The 19,652-nt window shown below is 66.0% G+C and carries 19 protein-coding genes and 2 tRNA genes; 13 read left to right on the forward strand and 8 right to left on the reverse strand.

Going from position 1 to position 19,652, the window contains the following annotated elements; genetic code table 11:
* Positions 1-132: 132 nt before the first annotated feature.
* The 3 genes from QTI05_RS15085 to QTI05_RS15095 are packed head-to-tail and all read left to right on the forward strand — an operon-like array spanning position 133 to position 2,375.
* Positions 133-579, forward strand: coding sequence for an ABC transporter substrate-binding protein (locus QTI05_RS15085; RefSeq protein ID WP_286545695.1), 447 nt, complete (start codon positions 133-135; stop codon positions 577-579).
* Between the two features lie 37 nt (positions 580-616).
* Positions 617-1,732 carry an Ldh family oxidoreductase gene (locus tag QTI05_RS15090; RefSeq protein WP_286545696.1) on the forward strand — a complete coding sequence of 372 codons (1,116 nt, stop codon included), beginning with the start codon at positions 617-619 and terminating at the stop codon, positions 1,730-1,732.
* Position 1,733: 1 nt separating this feature from the next.
* The gene (locus QTI05_RS15095; protein ID WP_286622061.1) at positions 1,734-2,375 is read left to right on the forward strand and encodes a pyridoxamine 5'-phosphate oxidase family protein; all 642 of its coding nucleotides are present in this window, start codon (positions 1,734-1,736) and stop codon (positions 2,373-2,375) included.
* Here QTI05_RS15095 and QTI05_RS27925 read toward each other — a convergent pair.
* Positions 2,372-2,794: a hypothetical protein gene (locus tag QTI05_RS27925; RefSeq protein ID WP_444812931.1), complete on the reverse strand. Its 423-nt coding sequence runs from the start codon at positions 2,792-2,794 to the stop codon at positions 2,372-2,374. The two genes, QTI05_RS15095 and QTI05_RS27925, sit on opposite strands and share 4 nt — an antisense overlap.
* 309 nt (positions 2,795-3,103) lie before the next feature.
* On the opposite strand from QTI05_RS27925, the gene QTI05_RS15105 reads away from it, so the two are divergent.
* On the forward strand, positions 3,104-3,463 hold the full coding sequence (locus QTI05_RS15105) for an alpha-hydroxy-acid oxidizing protein (protein ID WP_286622062.1): 360 nt from the start codon (positions 3,104-3,106) through the stop codon (positions 3,461-3,463).
* A 204-nt stretch (positions 3,464-3,667) separates the two neighbouring features.
* Here the strand turns inward: QTI05_RS15105 and QTI05_RS15110 are convergent.
* Positions 3,668-3,743 (reverse strand) — tRNA-Lys (locus QTI05_RS15110).
* A 126-nt stretch (positions 3,744-3,869) separates the two neighbouring features.
* Between QTI05_RS15110 and QTI05_RS15115 the strand changes: the two genes are divergently transcribed.
* Positions 3,870-4,577 (forward strand): SDR family oxidoreductase, encoded by a 708-nt coding sequence (locus QTI05_RS15115; protein ID WP_286545699.1) that lies wholly within the window; start codon positions 3,870-3,872, stop codon positions 4,575-4,577.
* A 54-nt stretch (positions 4,578-4,631) separates the two neighbouring features.
* On the opposite strand, the gene QTI05_RS15120 is transcribed toward QTI05_RS15115, so the two are convergent.
* Positions 4,632-4,707: transfer RNA gene (locus QTI05_RS15120), tRNA-Ala, on the reverse strand.
* Between the two features lie 86 nt (positions 4,708-4,793).
* Between QTI05_RS15120 and QTI05_RS15125 the strand changes: the two genes are divergently transcribed.
* Positions 4,794-5,675, forward strand: a complete 882-nt coding sequence (locus tag QTI05_RS15125) for an alpha/beta hydrolase (RefSeq protein WP_286622063.1) — start codon at positions 4,794-4,796, stop codon at positions 5,673-5,675.
* A 98-nt stretch (positions 5,676-5,773) separates the two neighbouring features.
* On the opposite strand, the gene QTI05_RS15130 is transcribed toward QTI05_RS15125, so the two are convergent.
* The gene (locus QTI05_RS15130) at positions 5,774-6,751 is read right to left on the reverse strand and encodes a GMP reductase (RefSeq protein ID WP_286622064.1); all 978 of its coding nucleotides are present in this window, start codon (positions 6,749-6,751) and stop codon (positions 5,774-5,776) included.
* A gap of 171 nt (positions 6,752-6,922) precedes the next feature.
* Here QTI05_RS15130 and QTI05_RS15135 point away from each other — a divergent pair, with 171 nt between their 5' ends.
* Positions 6,923-9,325, forward strand: coding sequence for a UvrD-helicase domain-containing protein (locus QTI05_RS15135; protein ID WP_286622065.1), 2,403 nt, complete (start codon positions 6,923-6,925; stop codon positions 9,323-9,325).
* Between the two features lie 104 nt (positions 9,326-9,429).
* On the opposite strand, the gene QTI05_RS15140 is transcribed toward QTI05_RS15135, so the two are convergent.
* The 3 genes from QTI05_RS15140 to QTI05_RS15150 are packed head-to-tail and all read right to left on the reverse strand — an operon-like array spanning position 9,430 to position 11,636.
* Positions 9,430-10,233 (reverse strand): BPSS1780 family membrane protein, encoded by an 804-nt coding sequence (locus QTI05_RS15140; protein WP_286622066.1) that lies wholly within the window; start codon positions 10,231-10,233, stop codon positions 9,430-9,432.
* Between the two features lie 2 nt (positions 10,234-10,235).
* Entirely contained in the window at positions 10,236-11,279 is a 1,044-nt protein-coding gene (locus tag QTI05_RS15145) for a homoserine kinase (RefSeq protein WP_286622068.1), read from the reverse strand.
* A gap of 6 nt (positions 11,280-11,285) precedes the next feature.
* Positions 11,286-11,636, reverse strand: coding sequence for a hypothetical protein (locus QTI05_RS15150; RefSeq protein WP_286622069.1), 351 nt, complete (start codon positions 11,634-11,636; stop codon positions 11,286-11,288).
* Positions 11,637-11,733: 97 nt separating this feature from the next.
* Between QTI05_RS15150 and polA the strand changes: the two genes are divergently transcribed.
* The 5 genes from polA (at position 11,734) to QTI05_RS15175 (ending at position 18,064) form a co-directional block, all read left to right on the forward strand.
* Complete coding sequence (polA, locus tag QTI05_RS15155; RefSeq protein WP_286622070.1) at positions 11,734-14,529, forward strand: DNA polymerase I; 2,796 nt, start codon at positions 11,734-11,736, stop codon at positions 14,527-14,529.
* A 32-nt stretch (positions 14,530-14,561) separates the two neighbouring features.
* Positions 14,562-15,845, forward strand: a complete 1,284-nt coding sequence (locus QTI05_RS15160; RefSeq protein ID WP_286622071.1) for a M20/M25/M40 family metallo-hydrolase — start codon at positions 14,562-14,564, stop codon at positions 15,843-15,845.
* Positions 15,846-15,940: 95 nt separating this feature from the next.
* Positions 15,941-16,837, forward strand: coding sequence for a dienelactone hydrolase family protein (locus tag QTI05_RS15165; protein WP_286622072.1), 897 nt, complete (start codon positions 15,941-15,943; stop codon positions 16,835-16,837).
* Between the two features lie 104 nt (positions 16,838-16,941).
* Positions 16,942-17,811 carry a ZIP family metal transporter gene (locus QTI05_RS15170; protein WP_286622073.1) on the forward strand — a complete coding sequence of 290 codons (870 nt, stop codon included), beginning with the start codon at positions 16,942-16,944 and terminating at the stop codon, positions 17,809-17,811.
* Positions 17,812-17,872: 61 nt separating this feature from the next.
* The gene (locus tag QTI05_RS15175; protein ID WP_286545712.1) at positions 17,873-18,064 is read left to right on the forward strand and encodes a hypothetical protein; all 192 of its coding nucleotides are present in this window, start codon (positions 17,873-17,875) and stop codon (positions 18,062-18,064) included.
* Positions 18,065-18,104: 40 nt separating this feature from the next.
* Here QTI05_RS15175 and QTI05_RS15180 read toward each other — a convergent pair whose 3' ends face one another.
* A complete protein-coding gene (locus QTI05_RS15180; RefSeq protein WP_286545713.1) occupies positions 18,105-18,311 on the reverse strand; it encodes a dodecin in 207 nt (68 codons plus the stop codon).
* Between the two features lie 109 nt (positions 18,312-18,420).
* On the opposite strand from QTI05_RS15180, the gene QTI05_RS15185 reads away from it, so the two are divergent.
* Positions 18,421-19,650: an FAD-dependent oxidoreductase gene (locus tag QTI05_RS15185; RefSeq protein WP_286622074.1), complete on the forward strand. Its 1,230-nt coding sequence runs from the start codon at positions 18,421-18,423 to the stop codon at positions 19,648-19,650.
* The last annotated feature ends 2 nt before the right edge of the window (positions 19,651-19,652 follow it).

The raw sequence follows: 19,652 nt of genomic DNA on the forward strand, positions 1-19,652 counted from the left end.
TTACTCGTCTCAGTGGGTCTACAACAGCTACAACAATGGCTACGGGCTGGCGCGCATCCTGACGCAGCGCGGCTACGACACTTGGTACCTCATGACGGTCGACTACGCGTTCGAGCCAGCGCGGGCAGCGACATGACTTCCACGGTCAAGCAGGCCGCCGAATTCGGCATCACGAAGAAGCAGGCGCTCGCCGCCCCGAGCGTCTTCCTGACGGACGTCCACAGCATGGGCCTGAAATCCACACAGGGCCTGCAGTTCCTGACGGCCTTCTACTTGGATCGCGACGACGCATCGCGCACGTGGTCGCGCAAGTTCTTCGAACGCCGCAAGGCGGTGCCGACGATGACGCAGGGCGGCGTCTACTCGGCAGTCCGCCATTACCTGAAGGCAGTCGAAGGTGCACAGACCGACGACGGTATGAAGGTCGCAGCAAAGATGCACGACATGTACCTGGTCGAAGTTAAGAAGCCCGAAGAATCCAAGGCACCGTGGGACTACTACAAGGTCCTCTCGACCGTCCCCGCCGAGCAGGCCTTCCAGCCCTTGAGCGCAAGCGCCTGCCCCCTGGTCAAGAAATGACCGCCATCGAATTGTCCACACAAGAAGGAAGCAACCCATGACCGACACCATCCGAATGAGCCTCGTAGAGGTTCACCAGATCGCATCCGTGCTGCTGAAGGCGCAGGGATTCAACGATGCCCATGCGACAGCGATCGCCAACACCGTGACGGCGGCCGAACGCGATGAATGCCGCCATCACGGCCTATTCCGGATCCCGTTCTATGTGAACGCCCTGCGTGCCGGCCAGGCGTCGGGCGACGCCGAACCGACGCTGACAGACCTGGCTTCCGGGATCCTGAAAATCGATGCGCACTATGGTTTCTCGCCGCTGGCGCTGGAACGCGCCGACGAAGCCCTGGCCGTCCGGGCGAAGGAGAAGGGCATAGCTGCGCTGGCGGTCAACAATGCACTCAACGTTGCGGCGTTGTGGCCCGAAGTCGAGCGGCTGGCCAACCGCGGTCTGGTCGCTTTCGCGTTCGTCGCGGCAAGCCCTTACGTCGCGCCGGCAGGTGGGACCAAACCGCTCTACGGTACCAACCCGATGGCCTTCGCCTGGCCTCGACTGAACCAGCCGCCACTCGTGTTCGACCAGGCTTCCAGCGCCAGTGCCCGGGGAGAAATCCAGTTGCGGCTTCGCGACGGCAAATCGTTGCCTGAAGGCTGGGCCATCGGCCCCGACGGACAGCCAACCACTGACCCGAAAGAAGCCCTCGCCGGCGCGCAACTCCCTTTCGGGGGCTTCAAGGGCGCCTCGATCGCCATGATGGTCGAGCTGCTGGCCGGCCCGCTGGTGGGCGACATGCTTAGCTATGAAGCGGGAGAAAAAGACGTTGCCAATACAGGCGCACCATGCGGCGGGGAACTCATCATCGCGATCGATCCGGTGCAGTGCATCGAACGAGGCGACCGCGTCGCCCAGCTGGAGCACGGTGAGCGGCTCTTCTCCAAAATACTTGAGCAGGACGGCGCGCGCCTGCCGTCCGAGCGACGCTACGAAGCGCGCAAGCGCACGGTGATCGACGGCGTCACGGTGCCGCGCGCCTTGCACGAAACCCTCATGACACTCAGCACCGGGCAGTACACCAAGCAGAACAACGCGTACGAGGGCGACGACGCGATCGCCAGCCGTCTGAAGTCGGCAACGGCAACCACTACATCCGCGTTGGCATGACATGACTTCCTATACGCAGACGGAACAGACGCGCGTGCGGCGCCGCCTAGAACGGGGCTCGTACGATCGCAAGCTAGTCCACGCTATCATCGACGAGGCCATCGTGTGCCACGTCGCATTCGTGGTCGACGGGTCTCCACGCGTGATCCCCACAACCATCCTTCGGATCGAGGAGGATGTATACCTCCACGGCAGCCCGACCAATCGACTCCTGAACACGCTCGCCGAGGGCGCGCCGGCGAGCATTGCCGTGACCCACATCGACGGCATCGTGGCAGGGCGATCGGGTTTCGGCTGCAGCGTGGACTACCGCTCGGTGGTCATCTTCGCGAGCGGCGAGAAGGTCGAAGGGCTGGAGAAGGAGCCGATCATGGATGCGGTGATCCAGTCGGTCATACCGGGCCACCGCGTGCGCCGGCCGACGAGGCAGGAGATGGAAGCCACGATGATCTTGCGGTTTCCGCTCAATGAAGTCTCTGCGAAGGTCCGGGACGTCGGCGTCCGAGATATCGAAACCGACTATGAACTGGATCTCTGGGCCGGCGTAATTCCGCTGAAGATGATGGCCGTGGGAGTCCGTGATGATGTACGGCTCAAGCCGGGCATCGCGACGCCGGAATATGCATCCGGGTATCGACGCTAGTCGATCTTGCCGACCTTAAAGAAAAGAAGACCGAAGCCGTTCGTATGGTCGAAAACCGCTGATGACATCCTCGGGAGTGTCGAGCGCTTTTGTCTGCGAACTTCTAACTCACGACACCGGCCTGCCTGTCTGCAGTAGGTTGCGAGTTGCTTCGACCCATGTTGCCGTCTCCAATGAATACGACGGCCGGGTGCTGCATTTTCTGCGTCCGTTCCGGGAGATTGTCGAAGAACTTTGGCGTTGTTGAGCTCCAGGTTGTCGTGGATGACCTGCTCGAGCTCGCGCGTAGAGCGGTGCGTGCGCGGCGAACGCAGCGTTGCGTCAACGTCGCGAACCAGCGCTCGACCTGATTGAGCCAGCATGCCGAGGTCGGCGTGAAGTGCACCTGAAAGCTCGGACGTCTTGCAAGCCACGATCATCGACGCCGTCTTGTGGGTGCCGTAGTTATCCAGCCATGACCAAGTGGATGTCTAACACGGGCGAGATGCTGGCCTCGAGCGTTCGCAAGAACTTTAGGGATTCGCCGCTGTTTGGCGCCGACGCATCTGGCCGATGATGGCGCCTGTGGCAATGTCCAGGGCGGCAAACAACGTCGTCGTGCCATGGCTCGTGCGTTCAAGAACTACGGCCTTGGCCGGACGGCGTAGGTGGACGACTGGCGTCTGTCGCCGCTGCTGGCTGCCTCGTATCGGATCTGCCGGCAGCGCTGGTGACACGGCGGATGTGACGTGGTGCGCGACGACGGCGAGGCCTATGCCGCACGCTTGGCGGAGGCAGGGGTGAGTGCCACCTGTGTGCGCTATGCCGGTATGCTGCACACCTTTTTCGGCATGCGAGACTTGGCGCCGCGAGTGCTGGTGGACGTGTCGAACGTGGACCTCACGACCAGGATCGTCGGCGCACCCGCGGCTGCCTCGATGCTGATTGCGCCGACGGGTGCCATCGGTGCAGGCTGGCCGCAAGCCGATCTCGCCATCGCCCGCGCGGCGGCCAAGGCGGGGCTGGCGTACACCTTGTCCACAACGGCCACGTCCTCGATCGAGGCCATTGCCGACGGTGTCGGCGGCCGACTGTGGTTCCAACTCTAGGTGCTTCGCGGTCGCGACGACCGCCTTGGGGCAGCATGGCGATGCCATGCCGGTCGCAATTGTGCTGCTGTTGTAGGCTATGCGCAGACGGCGGCTGCCGTTAACAACCGTACAACGCCTCGAGAAAAGCTGGCAAAGCAGCCAGTATGAAAAAAGCCTGCTACCGTTTTGATAGCAGGCTTTTCAACGCTGACGCGGTGTTGGTGGTGGGCCCTGAGTGACTCGAACACTCGACCTACGGATTAAGAGTCCGCTGCTCTACCAACTGAGCTAAGAGCCCCTGAATCGCATTGCTGTGATCAGGCGATCCTTCGATTATAGCCCAGAAGAATCGGCGAGGGCCAGCAGGCGGAGCTACCATCGCCGGCACTCGCGCGCTTGCGCAACGAACTCCAAGGATGCATCGATGACCGATACCCTCAAGACCCCCTCCCACGTCGTGTTGACGGGCGCCGCCGGCGCGCTCGGCCGGGCCGTGGCGCAGCACTTTCTCGACCAGGGCGCGCGCCTCGCGCTGCTGGACCACCATGCCGAAAAGCTGGCCGAGACCTTTCCCGGCCTCGACAACTCGCAGCATCTGCTGATTGCCTGCGACGTGACGTCGGTGGCGGCCATGCAGGAGGCATCGGCGCAGGTATTGAAGGTTTTTCAGCAGGTCGACACGCTCGTGCACATTGCGGGCGGCTTCGAGATGGGCGCTTCGGTGCACGAGCTCGAACGTGCAAGCTGGGATCGCATGATGAACCTGAACGCGTGGTCGTTCGTGGCGGTGAGCCAGTCGTTCGTGCCGTCGATGATCGCGCACCAGGGCGGCAGCGTGATCGCCGTCACCGCCGCCACTGCGTCGCGCGGCTTGGCCGCCATGTCGGCCTATACCGCGTCCAAGAGCGCGTTGCAGCGGCTGGTGGAATCGATGGCGGCCGAGTTGTCGCCGCACGGCATCCGCGTCAACAGCATCGCCCCGACGGTGATGGACACGCCGGCCAACCGCCATGCGATGCCCGATGTCAACCCGGCCGATTGGGTGTCGACCGCCGTCGCCGCGCAGACCATCGGCTACCTCGCGTCGCCCGCCGCGGCGGCGCTGCACGGCCGGCATCTGACGCTCGACTGAGCGGCGCCCAACGAAAAAAGGCCCTGGCGGATGCCAGGGCCCTTTACTGTCGGTTGGTGGAGAGGATGAGGATCGAACTCACGACCTCCGCATTGCGAACGCGGCGCTCTCCCAGCTGAGCTACCCCCCCAACGCAGGTCGAGTTTAACGCGATTCATGGGGTTTCGTGGCGCGTGCCAAGATCGCTCCGAATCGCTTTTCGACAAGGAACGACGCATGGCTGCTCCGCACGACGACGACCCGGTCTGGCTCGACCGCATGTACAACAACCGGGCACGCGTGCCCGGGCACCCTGCGTACTTTGCGCGCTGGGCGCACGACTCGGCGCAGGTGCGCGCCGCCGCGCCGCCGGGCGTGATCGACCGGCGGTACGGCGACGGTGTCAACGAGACGCTCGACATCTTTCCCGCCGCGAGCGCCTCCAGCGCGCCGGTGCTGGTGTTCGTCCACGGCGGCTACTGGCGCTCGCTCGACAAGAGCGACCATTCCTTCGTGGCGCCGGCATTCACCGCGCAGGGCGTTTGCGTCGTCGTTCCGAACTACGCGCTCTGCCCGGGCACCGAAGCGCAACCGGTGACCATTCCGGACATCGCCCTGCAGATGGTGAAGGCACTGGCCTGGACCTGGCACCACGTCGCCGAGCATGGCGGTGATCCGCGCCGCATCACGGTCGCCGGGCATTCGGCCGGCGGGCATCTCGCGGCCATGCTGCTGGCCTGTGACTGGAAGGCGCTGGGCCTGCCGGCGCAGCTGGTGCGCAATGCGCTGTCGATCTCGGGGCTTTACGACCTCCACCCGCTGATGCGCACGCCCTCGTTGCAGGAGGCGTTGCGACTCACGTCGCAGGATGCGCGCCGCGCCAGCCCGGCCTTGTGGCCGGCGCCGAAGCAGGGCCGGCTCTACAGCGTGGTCGGCGGCGACGAGAGCGAAGAGTTTCTGCGCCACAACGCGCTGATCCGCCAGGCGTGGGGCCCACGCACGGTGCCGGTCTGCGAAGAGCTGCCGGGCCTCAACCACTTCAGCGTCCTCGACGCACTGGCCGACCCCTCACATGCCCTTCACGGCTCGGCCCTCTCACTGCTCCAAGATCGACGCTGACTTTTCCAGGGACACCGCGGAACCGGCTTAGCCGGCCCGCTGGTGTCGCCCCCTCGAGGGGGAGGCGGCTACACGAAGTGAGCCGCATCGGGGGTGGGCTACATCAGCAGGTGCTCGCCCTCGTTGGCACCGCCCAGCGTCACGTAGTTCACCTTGCGGATGTCCATCAGCCTCTTGCCGCCCGCATAGCTGATCGAGCTCTGCACGTCCTGCTCCATCTCGATCAGCGTGCCGGCCAGCTTGCCCTTGATCGGCTCCAGGATGCGCTTGCCTTCGACGTGCTTGTATTCGCCCTTGTTGAAGTCGCTGGCCGAGCCGTAGTACTCCTTGAACAGCACGCCGTCGACCTCCACGGTCTTGCCCGGCGACTCCTCGTGGCCCGCGAACAGCGAGCCGATCATCACCATGTTGGCGCCGAAGCGGATGCTCTTGGCGATGTCGCCGTGGTCGCGGATGCCGCCGTCGGCAATGATCGGCTTGGTGGCCACGCGTGCGCACCACTTGAGCGCGCTCAGCTGCCAGCCGCCGGTGCCGAAGCCGGTCTTGAGCTTGGTGATGCAGACCTTGCCCGGGCCGACGCCGACCTTGGTCGCGTCGGCGCCCCAGTTCTCCAGGTCGATCACGGCTTCGGGCGTGGCCACGTTGCCGGCAATCACGAAAGACGCCGGCAGCTTTTCCTTGAGATAGCCGATCATGTTCTTCACGCTGTCGGCATGGCCGTGCGCGATGTCGATCGTGATGTACTCCGGCACCAGGCCCTTCGCGACGAACTGGTCGACCGTGTTGTAGTCGACCTTCTTGACGCCGAGCGAGATCGAAGCGAACACGCCCTTGTTCTGCATCTGCTCGACGAAGATCACGTTGTCCAGGTCGAAGCGGTGCATCACGTAGAAGTAGCCGTTCTGCGCGAGCCAGAGGCAGATGGCTTCGTCGACCACCGTCTTCATGTTGGCCGGCACCACCGGGAGGCGAAAGCTGCGGCCGCCGAGCTCGACGCTGGCGTCGCATTCGGAGCGGCTTTCCACGCGGCACTTGCGCGGAAGCAGCAGGATGTTGTCGTAGTCGAAAATTTGCATGACCGAAGCTCCATTGAAGAACAAATGAGCGCTTGGTTCGGCCGGCTTTCCAAAACGAAAAACCGGGCGCAAGAAACTTGGGCCCGGTGACTGATTTTACGCAGTCCCCCCGTGGCGCGCGCAATGGCCGTTCATATACCCTGCATACGCCGCGCTTTCTACAATCGGGTGATGCTCACCGATACCGCGCCCCGCGCCGACCTGCCGCTGCTCCAGAACCTCAACCCCGAGCAGCTCGCCGCGGTGACCTTGCCGGCCGGCAATGCGCTGATCCTCGCGGGCGCCGGTTCCGGCAAGACGCGCGTGCTCACCACGCGCATCGCCTGGCTGCTGCAGACCGGCCAGGTGTCGCCGGGGGGGGTGCTGGCCGTCACCTTCACCAACAAGGCGGCCAAGGAAATGATGACGCGGCTGTCGGCGATGCTGCCGGTCAATGTGCGCGGCATGTGGATCGGCACCTTCCATGGCCTGTGCAACCGTTTCCTGCGCGCGCACTGGAAGCTGGCCAACCTGCCGTCCACCTTCCAGATTCTCGACACGCAGGACCAGCTCTCGGCCATCAAGCGGCTGATGAAGCAGCACAACGTCGACGACGAGCGCTTTCCGGCCAAGCAGACGCAATGGTTCATCGCCGGCGCCAAGGAAGACGGCCTGCGCCCGCGCGACGTCGAGGCGCGCAGCGAGGACGACCGCAAGAAGGTCGAGCTCTACCAGCTCTACGAAGAGCAATGCCAGCGCGAAGGCGTGGTCGATTTCGGCGAGCTCATGCTGCGCAGCTACGAACTGCTGCGCGACAACGATCCGGTGCGCGAGCACTACCAGCGGCGCTTCCGCCACATCCTGATCGACGAGTTCCAGGACACCAACCGCCTGCAATACGCGTGGATCAAGATGCTGTCGGGCACCACGGTCGACGGCACCTTCCAGCCCGGCGGCAACAGCGTGATCGCGGTGGGCGACGACGACCAGAGCATCTACGCCTTTCGTGGCGCGCGCGTCGGCAACATGGCCGACTTCGTGCACGAGTTCGATGTGCAGCAGCAGATCAAGCTCGAGCAGAACTACCGCAGCTATAGCAACATCCTCGACTCGGCCAACGAGCTGATCGGCCACAACACCAAGCGCCTGGGCAAGAACCTGCGCACCGAGCAGGGCCCCGGCGAGCCGGTGCGGGTGTACGAATCGACCAGCGACTTTGCCGAGGCGCAATGGATGGTCGACGAGATCCGCCAGCTGGTGCGGGGCTCCGGCGCCGACGCGGGCATCAGCCGCAAGGAAATCGCCGTGCTCTACCGCAGCAATGCGCAGAGCCGCGTGATCGAAACCGCGCTGTTCAATGCCGCGGTGCCGTACCGCGTGTATGGGGGCCTGCGCTTCTTCGAGCGTGCCGAAATCAAGCACGCGCTGGCCTACCTGCGCCTGCTCGAGAACAAGGACGACGACACCAGCTTTCTGCGCGTCGTCAACTTTCCGCCGCGCGGCATCGGCGCACGCAGCATCGAGCAGTTGCAGGACGCGGCGCGCGCGCGCGGCCAGTCGCTGCACGACGCCGTCGGAGCGCTCAGCGGCAAGGCGGGCGCCAATCTGTCGGCGTTCGTCGCGAAGATCGACGTGCTGCGCGAGCAGACGCAGAACATCTCGCTGAAGGAAATCATCGAGCTGATCCTCGACCACAGCGGCCTGATCGAGCATTACAAGGCCGATCGCGAAGGCGCCGACCGCATCGAGAATCTGGAAGAACTGGTCAACGCGGCCGAGAGCTTCGTCACGCAGGAGGGCTTTGGCCGCGATGCGGTCGCCTTGCCGATCGACGAGTTGCGCCAAAGCGCTGCCAGCCAGGGCATCGACACGAGTCGCCCGGTGCTCGACGAAGCGCTGCCCGATCTCGCGCCCGATGCCGACACCGGCGAAACGCTGAGCCCGCTGGCGGCATTCCTCACCCATGCTGCGCTCGAGTCAGGCGACAACCAGGCCAAGGCCGGCCAGGACGCGGTGCAGCTCATGACGGTGCATGCCGCCAAGGGCCTGGAGTTCGACTGCGTGTTCATCACCGGCATGGAAGAGGGCCTGTTCCCGCACGAAAATTCGATGAGCGACCGCGACAGTCTCGAGGAAGAGCGCCGGCTGATGTACGTCGCGATCACGCGCGCGCGCCAGCGGCTCTACCTGAGCCATTCGCAGACGCGCATGCTCCATGGGCAGACGCGCTACAACCTCAAGAGCCGCTTCTTCGACGAATTGCCCGAGAGCGCGCTGAAATGGCTGACGCCCAAGAATGCCGGCTTCGGGCAGTTCGCGGCGCCGAGCCAGCGCAGCGGCCGCTACGACAGCGGCTATGGCGGCTACGGCGGTGCGCGCGCCACCGAAACCTATGGCAGCGGCACGGTGCCGGTGCAGAAGGCGGCCCCGTCGCACGGCCTGCGCATCAGCCAGCAGGTGTTCCACAACAAGTTCGGCGAGGGCACGGTGACCGCGCTCGAAGGCAGCGGCGACGATGCGCGGGCCCAGATCAACTTTCCGCGCCACGGCGTCAAGTGGCTGGCGCTCTCCGTCGCAAAATTGACCCCGGTCTGACTTTTCGCGTGAACACCGCGGAACCGGCTCTGCCGGGCCGCTGGTGTTGCCCCCGGTAGGGGGAAGGAGAAGCGACACGCAGTGCGCGAAGCCTGGGGGCGAGCCTAATCCGGATCGAAGCTGTCGCGGAAAGTGAACCAGGTCGAGCTCAGCGACATCGCCGCCAGGGTCAATGCGCAGCCGATCATCAGCGCGCCGCCCAGCATCGACGAACTGTCGCCGACGGCCATGCCGCCGGCGGCGACCAGCACCGTCGCCAGCAGACCGAGCGCGATGCCCGCGATCATGAACACGCCAAACCACGACAGGCAGAACATCGCATAGGCGGTGAAGTTGCGGAACAGCGCGACAAGGCTGAAGAACAGGCTCTTGGCCGGCGCCACGCCGTGCCAGTGCACCAGGGCCGGCGCATGCCACATCGCGAGCGAAAGCGGCAGGTTCAGGCACATCACCAGCAGACGTGCCGTCTGGAAATCGCTGCCGGCCATGATCTCTGGCGTCACGGTTTCGTCGAGCAGGTAGGCCCGTGCGAGCTGGCCGCCATCGATCAGCGCCGACACCCCCACCGCAGCCACGAAATAGATCGCCGAAATGATGCCGAGCACCACCATCGGCCGCCAGCGGCCGCGCATGGCGCGGACGGCCGCCACGAACATCGCGGGCGCGACGGGCTTCGGCGTTTCACTGTCGTAGGCCACCGAGGTGGCGACCATCAGCCCCAGCGTCATGAACGGCAGGAACACCGGCGCGACGATGCTGCCGACCAGCGGCAATTGCGCCGCGATCGAAATCAGCGCCATGAAGAGGAAGAACAGCGAAATGAAGGCCAGCGGTTGCCGCCAGAAGGTGCGCAAGCCGAGGCGAACCCACTCGACGCCGGTGCGGGCAGGGACAAGATGAAGCTTCATGGTCAGGCGGCCTGCAGCACGCGTTGCGCGCCGGGCGTCGGGAGCGGTCGCCGTACGCGCTCGCACAGCACGCGCTCGAAGTGCGTGGGGTCGTGCGGCTTCAGCATGCTGGCCTCGCGCGGCAAATGGAAATCCCAGAGGCGCGAGATCCAGAAGCGCAGCGCGGCCGCGCGCAGCATGGCCGGCAGCAGCGCACGCTCGGCGGCGATCAGCGGACGCACGGTGCTGTAGGCGTCGAGCAGGGCGGCGGTGCGGGCGGCGTCGGCCTCGCCTGTCGACAGGTCGATCGCCCAGTCGTTGAGGCACACGGCCAGGTCGAACAGCCAGCTGTCGGTGCCTGCAAAGTAGAAATCGAACACGCCGGTGAGGCGCGGCACTTCTTCGTCGGTCGCGAACATCGCGTTGTCGCGAAACAGGTCGGCGTGGATCGGCCCGCGCGGCAGCGCTGCGTAGCTCGAGGATTCGGCCACGTGGTTCTGGTAGGCCAGTTCGCTGCGCAGCAGCGCAGCCTGGGGCGCATCGAGGTAGGGCAGCACCACGGGCGCCGTGTCGTTCCACCATGGCAGGCCGCGCAGGTTGGGCTGGATGCGTGGAAAGTCACGCGCTGCCAGGTGCATCCGCGCCAGCATTTGCCCGAGCGCTGCGCAATGCGCTGCCGTCGGTGCCAGTACGCTGTGGCCGGCCAGGCGCTGCACCACGGCGGCGGGCTTGCCCTGCAGGGTGTGCAGCAACTCGCAGGGTGCGTTGGCCGCGCGCTCCAGCGCATGGCCGAGCGGCGCCAGCTGAATCGACGGATCGGGCGCCGGCGCAGGCACGGGAATGCCGCGGGCGGCCAGGTGCTGCATCAGGCAAAGGTAGTAAGGCAGCTGGTCGAAGCCGAGCCGCTCGAACACCGTCAGCACATAGGCGCCCTGATCGGTGGTCGCGAAGTAGTTGGTGTTCTCGATGCCGCCTTCGATGCCGCGCAGTTCGCGCAACTCACCGAGGCCCAGACGCTGCAGCAGGGCGCCGGCTTCCTCGAGCCCGACTTCTGTGAAGACGGCCACGGCCGGTCAGAACTTGAAAACGTTCCAGACGCGCGGGCCGTTGCCCCCGCTCTCGGCCTGCGCGGGCTGCCCTTGCGGGGCTCGGGCGCCGCTGCCGGGCAGCACCTCGTAGCTCGGCGCGCCCTTGGGCGTGACCTTGATGCTCTGGGTCTGGCCGCCGTAGCGCACTTCGTCGACCGAAGCGCCACTGTCTTCGACGTGGATGTTCTCGATCTTCTGGTTCTGGCGGCCCTGTGGCTGAGCCTGTGAGGCGTCGGCGGATGGCGGGGCGGTCTGGGCCTCGACGCCGGCCAGCGGCAAGACACAGGCAAGCACCGCAAGGGTGCGGCGAACGGGCAGCAGGATGGATCGGCGCATGACGAGATTGTAGGTGGCACCCCGAGCCCGGGTTGTAAGCAGGTGCCGCCCGACCCCGTCTGACGGGCGCGCGTTCGGCAAACGGCAAAATGGCCCGATGACCGACAAGAAAACGCTGCTGCTCGTGGATGGTTCGAGCTACCTGTATCGCGCTTTTCACGCGATGCCCGATCTGCGCGCCGTGCCCGGCGACATGACGAGCCCGGCCACCGGCGCCATCCGCGGCATGATCAACATGACCCAGGCGCTGCGGCGCGAGGTGCGCGCCGACTACGCGGCCTGCATCTTCGATGCGCCGGGCAAGACCTTTCGCGACGACTGGTATGCCGACTACAAGGCCAACCGCTCGCCGATGCCGGACGATCTGCGCAGCCAGGTGACGCCGATCTACGAGGTGGTGCGGCTGCTGGGCTGGCCGGTGATGGTGGTGCCGGGCGTCGAGGCCGACGACGTGATCGGCACGCTGGCCAAGACGGCCGCGCAGCAGGGCGTCGAGGTGATCGTGTCGAGCGGCGACAAGGACATGAGCCAGCTGGTCGACGAGCACATCACGATCATCGACACGATGAACGGCAAGAAACGCGACGTGGCGGGCGTGATGGCCGAATTCGGCGTGCCGCCTCACCTGATGATCGACTACCAGACGCTGGTCGGCGACACGGTCGACAACGTGCCGGGCGTGGCCAAGGTCGGGCCCAAGACGGCTGCCAAATGGCTGCTCGAATACGGCTCGCTCGACGCGTTGATCGAGCGCGCTGCAGAGGTCAAGGGGCAGGCCGGAGAAAACCTGCGCCAGGCGCTGGAATGGCTGCCGCAGGGCCGGCGGCTCGTGACCATCCGCACCGACTGCGACCTCGCCGAGCACGTCGCCGGCCTCCCGTCGCTCGAAGCACTCGTACCGGGCCCGCAGCAAACCGACGAGCTCAAGGCCTTCTACGAAAAGTTCGGTTTCAAGAGCCTGGTCAAGGCGCTCGAATCGCAGGCGGTGCCGCCCGAGCTGATCGAGGAAAGCAACAAGAAGCAGAAGGGCGGCGACGCCAGCCCGGGCCTGTTCGACGACCCCGCGATGGTCGCGGCCGAGAAGGTCAGCAACCTGTCCTACGACACGGTGCTGACCTGGGAGGCCTTCGACGCCTGGCTGGCCCGGGTGGAGGCGGCCGAGCTGGTCGCGGTCGACACCGAAACCACCTCGCTCGACGAGATGCGCGCCGAGATCGTCGGCGTGAGCTTCAGCGTGAAGCCGGGCGAGGCCGCCTACGTGCCGCTGGCCCACAACTACCCCGATGCGCCGGCCCAGTTGCCGCGCGACGAGGTGCTCGCGAAGCTGAAGCCCTGGCTCGAGAACGGCGCGAAGAAAAAGCTGGGCCAGCACGTCAAGTACGACCGCCACGTGTTCGCCAACCACGGCATCGAGGTGCAGGGCTATGCACACGACACCATGCTGCAGAGCTACGTGCTCGAAGTGCACAAGCCGCACGGCCTCGCGAGCCTGGCCGAGCGCCATCTGGGCCGCAGCGGCATCAGCTACGAAGACCTGTGCGGCAAGGGCGCGCACCAGATCCCCTTCAGCCAGGTGGCGATCGACAAGGCGGCCGAGTACTCCTGCGAGGACAGCGACCAGACGCTCGACGTGCACCAGGCACTCTGGCCGCAGCTCGAGGCCGACGAAAAGCTGATGTTCGTCTACCAGCTCGAGATGAAGAGCAGCGAAGCGCTCTACCGCATCGAGCGCAACGGCGTGCTGATCGATGCGCCCACGCTGTCGGCGCAAAGCCATGAGCTCGGCACGCGCATCATGGCGCTGGAGCAGGAGGCCTACGAACTCGCGGGCCAGCCTTTCAACCTGGGTTCGCCCAAGCAGATCGGCGAGATCTTCTTCACCAAGCTCGGCCTGCCCGTGGTCAAGAAGACGCCGAGCGGCGCGCCCAGCACCGACGAAGAGGTGCTGGAGAAACTGGCTGAAGACTTCCCGCTGCCGGCCAAGATCCTCGAACACCGCGGCCTGTCCAAGCTCAAGGGCACCTACACCGACAAGCTGGGCCAGCTGGCCAACCCGCGCAGCGGGCGCGTGCACACGCACTACGCGCAGGCGGTGGCCGTGACGGGCCGGCTCAGCAGCAACGACCCGAACCTGCAGAACATCCCGATCCGCACGCCCGAAGGCCGGCGCGTGCGCGAAGCTTTCGTGGCGCCCGCGGGCAGTGTGATCGCGAGCGCCGACTACTCGCAGATCGAGCTGCGCATCATGGCGCACCTGAGCGACGATGCCTCGCTGCTGCGCGCCTTCACCGACGGCATCGACGTGCACCGCGCGACCGCGGCCGAAGTGTTCGGCAGCACGCCCGACCAGGTGTCGAGCGAGCAGCGCCGCTATGCCAAGGTCATCAACTTCGGGCTGATCTACGGCATGAGCAGCTTCGGCCTTGCACGCAATCTCGGTATCGAGACCAAGGCCGCGGCCGCCTACATCGACCGCTATTTCCAGCGCTACCCGGGCGTGAAGATCTACATGGATGAAACGCGCGCACTGGCCAAGGAAAAAGGCTATGTCGAAACCGTGTTCGGCCGGCGCCTGTACCTGCCCGAGATCAATTCACCGAACGGCCCGCGTCGCGGCGGCGCCGAGCGCGCGGCCATCAACGCGCCGATGCAGGGCACGGCGGCCGACCTGATCAAGCTCAGCATGGTCGAGGTGCAGCGCGTGCTCGACGCCGAGCAGCGCGGCACGAAGATGATCATGCAGGTGCACGACGAACTGGTGTTCGAAGTGCCCGAGGCCGAGGTGGAATGGGTGCGCACCGAAATCCCGCGCATCATGGCCGCCGTGGCCGCGCTCAAGGTGCCGCTGCTGGCCGAGATCGGCTTCGGGCCGAACTGGGACAAGGCACACTGACGACAACCCTCCATCGAAGGAAAAGAAAAGCCATGCGAAAACTCGCTCTCGCCGCCGCCCTGGCGCTGGTCACGCTCTCTGTCCACGCCGCACCCGATGCACGCATCGCAGAACTCGCCGCCCAGCAGAAGCAGCCGTTGCTCGATTCGCTCTCGCAGCTGGTCGGCATCGAATCGGGCAGCCGCGACCTCGAAGGGCTCGACAAGATCGCCAGCCTCATCGCCGACAAGCTGCGCGCGCTCGGTGGCCAGGTGGAGCTGATCGAGCCCGGCAGCCCGGCGTCGCCCGAGGTCTACCGCATGGAAGACACGCCCGAGAAGATCGGCAAGGTCGTCAAGGCCACCTTCAAGGGCACCGGCACCAAGAAGATCATGCTGATCGCGCACATGGACACGGTCTACCAGATCGGCATGCTCAACAAGCAGCCGTTCCGTGTCGAGGGCGACAAGGCCTATGGCCTCGGCATCGCCGACGACAAGCAGGGCATCGCGGTGATCCTGCACACGCTGGCCGTGCTCAAGGCGCTGGACTTCAAGGAGTACGGCACGCTCACCGTGCTGATCAACGGCGACGAGGAAATCAGCTCGCCCGGCTCGCGCGCGCTCATCACCAAACTCGCCGCAGAACACGACGCCGTGCTGTCGCACGAAGGCGCTTCGGTGGCTGAAGACAAGCTGTCGCTCGCCACTGCCGGCATCGCCTCGGTCACGCTCAAGGTGCAGGGCAAGGCCTCGCACGCGGGCTCGGCACCGGAGCGTGGCGTCAATGCGTTCTACGAAATGGCGCACCAGGTGCTGCAGATGCGCGACCTGTCGGATCCGGCCACCGGCCTCAAGATGAACTGGACGATCGCGCAATCGGGCACCAACCGCAACGTGATCCCGGCCAGCGCGACGGCCGGCGCCGACGTGCGCGTGAACAAGGTTGCCGACTACGACCGCATCGAGAAGCAGGTCAACGAACGCGTGAAGAAGCAGCTGATTCCCGAGGCGAAGGTCGAACTCAAGTTCGAGCGCCGCCGTCCGCCGCTCGAATCGAGCCCGGCCTCGCTCGCGCTCGCCCGGCACGCGCAGACCATCTATGGCGAACTCGATCGCAAGCTCGGCGCCGACGCCCAGGTGGCCGGCGGCGGCACCGACGCCGCCTTTGCCGGCCTGGCCACCAAGGCACCGGTGGTGGAGCGTTTCGGCCTGCAGGGCTTCGGCGCCCATTCGGCCGATGCCGAGTACGTGCTGATCGATTCGATCCAGCCGCGGCTCTACCTGGTCACGCGCATGGTGATGGACATTTCGCGCGGCAAGGTCGCCGCGCAGTAAGTAGCGCGCGGCGGAAAGCCCCGTCGTCGGAGGGGGCGGGCGGCATGCCTTACAAAGCCGGCTGCCCTTCCATCCCAACCTCACCGAAAAGACCGATGCTCAACTCCGATCTCCAGAACGACTTCGATTCACTGCGTCCCGGCGACTCGACCGAAGCGGGCGCCTCCCGCCGCACTGCGCTCAAGGTGGCGCTCGGTGTCGGCTATGCCGCCGCCACGCTGCCGATCGCGGCGCAAACGGCCATCACCACGTCGGCCGAGGGGCTCACGGCCGGCCCGGTCAAATACACGGTCAACGGCTTCGACGTTCCGGCCTACATGGCGGCACCGGCCGGCAAGACCGGCCTGCCGGTGGTTCTGGTGGTGCAGGAGATCTTCGGCGTGCACGAGTACATCGCCGACACCTGCCGCCGCTTCGCCAAGCTCGGCTACCTCGCGATTGCGCCCGAGCTCTATGCGCGGCAGGGCGACCCCAGGGGCTACACCGACATCCCGAAGCTGCAGGCCGACATCGTGTCCAAGGTGCCCGACGCCCAGGTGCTGGCCGACCTCGACGGCGCGCTGGCGTTTGCCACGGCCAATGGCGGCAATGCGGCCAAGGCCGGCATCACCGGCTTCTGCTGGGGCGGCCGCTTCGTCTGGCTCTACGCCGCCACCGGTAAGGTGAAGACCGGCGTGGCCTGGTACGGACGGTTGGTCGGACAGCCCAGCGAACTCACGCCGAAGCACCCGATCGATGTCGCGGCCGCGCTGCAGGCACCGGTGCTGGGCCTCTATGGCGGCAAGGACCAGGGCATCCCCCTTGACACTATTGATAAGATGAAATCATCTTTGGCGACCGGCACCCCAGCCGCCAAGGCCTCCCAGTTCGTCGTGTACCCCGAAGCGGGCCATGCGTTCCATGCCGACTACCGTCCGAGCTACGTCAAGAGCGCGGCCGACGACGGCTGGCAACGCGCCGTGGCCTGGTTCAAGGCCAACGGTGTGGTTTGACGGCGTTCATCCGCTGTCTTCGCACTGAAAGCCGCCCCTCGGGGCGGCTTTTGTTTTATGGATGAAATCGGGCGCCAGTGCCCGTCCACTTTGCGCAAGAAGCTATGAATTTGATAGCAATCGTCGCTGCGACCCTGGTCGCCGGCATCGGCAGTGTCTGGATTGCAGCCCTGCTGCTGCGCCTGGGTGTGCAGCGTGGTGTCGACGCCCATGGCGCGCAATACCTGCTGAGCCTGGCGGCCGGCGCGCTGCTGGCTACGGCCTTCATGCACCTGCTGCCCGAGGCTTTCGAGAGCAAGCTCGAGCCCGCCACGCTGTTCGCCATGTTGCTGTTCGGCCTGGTGTTTTTCTTCCTGCTCGACAAGGCCGAGCTCTGGCATCACGGGCACGAGCACCACCAGGGCCACGACCATGGGCACGCCTCCGCGCACGGGCACGACCATGCGCACGCGGAAGCGCCGCGCAGCGGCGGCTGGGCTGTGCTCACCGGCGACAGCGTGCATTGCTTCGGCGACGGCGTGCTGATCGCGTCGGCCTTCGTCGCCGACCTGCGGCTGGGCCTGGTCGCGGCGCTGGCGGTGCTGGCGCACGAGGTGCCGCACCACATCGGCGACCTGGTGGTGCTGCGCCAGACCTCGCCGAACCCGCGAGCGGCGCTGGTCAAGGTGTCGCTGGCCGGCACCATGACGGTGTTGGGCGGACTGGTCGGCTGGTGGCTGGTCGATTCGCTGCACAGCCTGCTGCCTTACTTTCTGGTGTTGGCCAGCAGCAGCTTCATCTACGTGGCGCTGGCCGATCTGATTCCGCAGCTGCAAAAGCGCCTGAGCGCGCGCCAAACGGCCGCGCAGATCGTCTGGCTCGTGGTCGGCATCGTGCTGGTGACGCTGGTGAGCCGGCTCGCGCACGAAGGAGGGCACGGGCACGACCATGACCATGCGGGGCAATCTCCGACAGCGACGCTGACATTTGGCTGAACCGCTCGGTGCCGATCGGGTGCACCATAGGGTCTACGCAAGATCAACGAGGAGTTCGACCATGACCCGCGCCGCCCCCAAACTGCATCCCGACGATCCGTTGCCGGGCGACGGTTTCGATTCGGACGAGACCGATTCCGCCGACGAAATCGAAGACGAAACCGGCATCGACCTGACCGACGCGAGCGAACTCGACGCCGACAACGTGCCGGCCGACGAAGAGAACGACCGGGTGATGCAAGCGCCCGATTGAGCGGCCACCCGCTGGCGCCACATGGCGCGCGGGCGCCTCTTCACTCCAGCGTGAAGCCGACCTTGAGCGTCACCTGCCAGTGCGCGACCTTGCCGTCCGCCACGTGGCCCCGCGTTTCCACCACCTCGAACCACTGGATGTTGCGCACCGATTCGCTGGCCTTGGCGATCGCGTTCCTGACCGCATCGTCGCTGCTGACGGGCGACGAGCCGGTGAGTTCGATGTGCTTGTAGACGTGCGTGCTCATGCTTGGCTCCTTTGGAATGGTCGAACGGGCATCTTAGGAGGTATCAGGCTCATGCGCGGCTGGACAGCGCCGCGCCGTTGGCGCCCAATCCGCGCAGGAGACTTGGCCGATGAATCCATCGCTTTCCACCCGCTGCTGCATCGTCGGCGGCGGCCCGGCCGGCATGATGCTCGGGCTGCTGCTGGCGCGCGCCGGCGTCGACGTCATCGTGCTCGAAAAGCATGGCGATTTCCTGCGCGACTTTCGCGGCGATACGGTGCATCCGTCCACGCTCGACGTGATGGGCGATCTCGGCCTGCTCGACGCATTTCTGGCCCGGCCGCACGACAAGGCCCACCGGCTGCGCGCCACCATCTCGGGCCAGCAGATCGGGCTGGCCGATTTTTCGCGCCTGCGCACGCGCTGCAAGTTCATCGCGATGGTGCCGCAGTGGGAGTTTCTCGATTTCCTGCGTGACGAGGCCGAGCGCTATCCGGGCTTTCGCCTGCTGCTCGAAACGGAAGGCACCGGCCTGGTCGAGCGCGACGGCCGCGTTGTGGGCGTCGAGGTGCAGACCGCCGAGGGTGCATCGCAGATCGCGGCCGACCTGGTGGTCGCGGCCGACGGTCGCCGTTCAGTGCTGCGCGAAGCGGCCGGGCTCACGGTGCGCGACATCGGCGCGCCGATCGATGTGCTTTGGATGCGCCTGCCCAAGCGGCCCGGCGACCCCGAGGGCTCGGGCGGCTACATCGACACCGGCCACTTCATGGCGACGATCGACCGCAACAGCTACTGGCAGTGCGCCTATGTCATCGCCAAAGGGGGCATCTCGGCGATCCAGGCGCGCGGGCTCGACGCCTTCCGCGCCGAAATCGCCGCCACCGTGCCGCCGCTGGCCGACCGCGTCGACCACATCGCGAGCTGGGACGACGTCAAGCTGCTGAGCGTCACGGTCGATCGCCTCGTGCAATGGTGGAAGCCGGGGCTGCTGTGCATCGGTGACGCGGCGCATGCGATGTCGCCGATCGGTGGCGTCGGCATCAACCTCGCGGTACAGGATGCGGTGGCCACGGCCAATTTGCTCGGCAAGGCGCTGGCCGACCGCGCAATGGGCGCCGAGGCCATCACGCCGCTGCTGACGCGGGTGCAGCAGCGGCGGGAGTTTCCGGCCAAGGTGACGCAGGCGGTGCAGGTGGCGGTGCAGAACCGCTTGCTCAGACCGGTGCTGCAGAGCACCGGCCGCAGCCAGCCTTTCAGCGTGCCGTGGGTGCTGCGGATGGCGCAGCGCTTTCCGATCCTGCAGGGGATTCCGGCCTACGCGGTCGGCGTGGGCGTGCGGCCCGAGCGCGTGATGACCTGAGC

Source organism: Variovorax fucosicus (genome assembly GCF_030316825.1).
Classification (GTDB): domain Bacteria; phylum Pseudomonadota; class Gammaproteobacteria; order Burkholderiales; family Burkholderiaceae_C; genus Variovorax; species Variovorax fucosicus.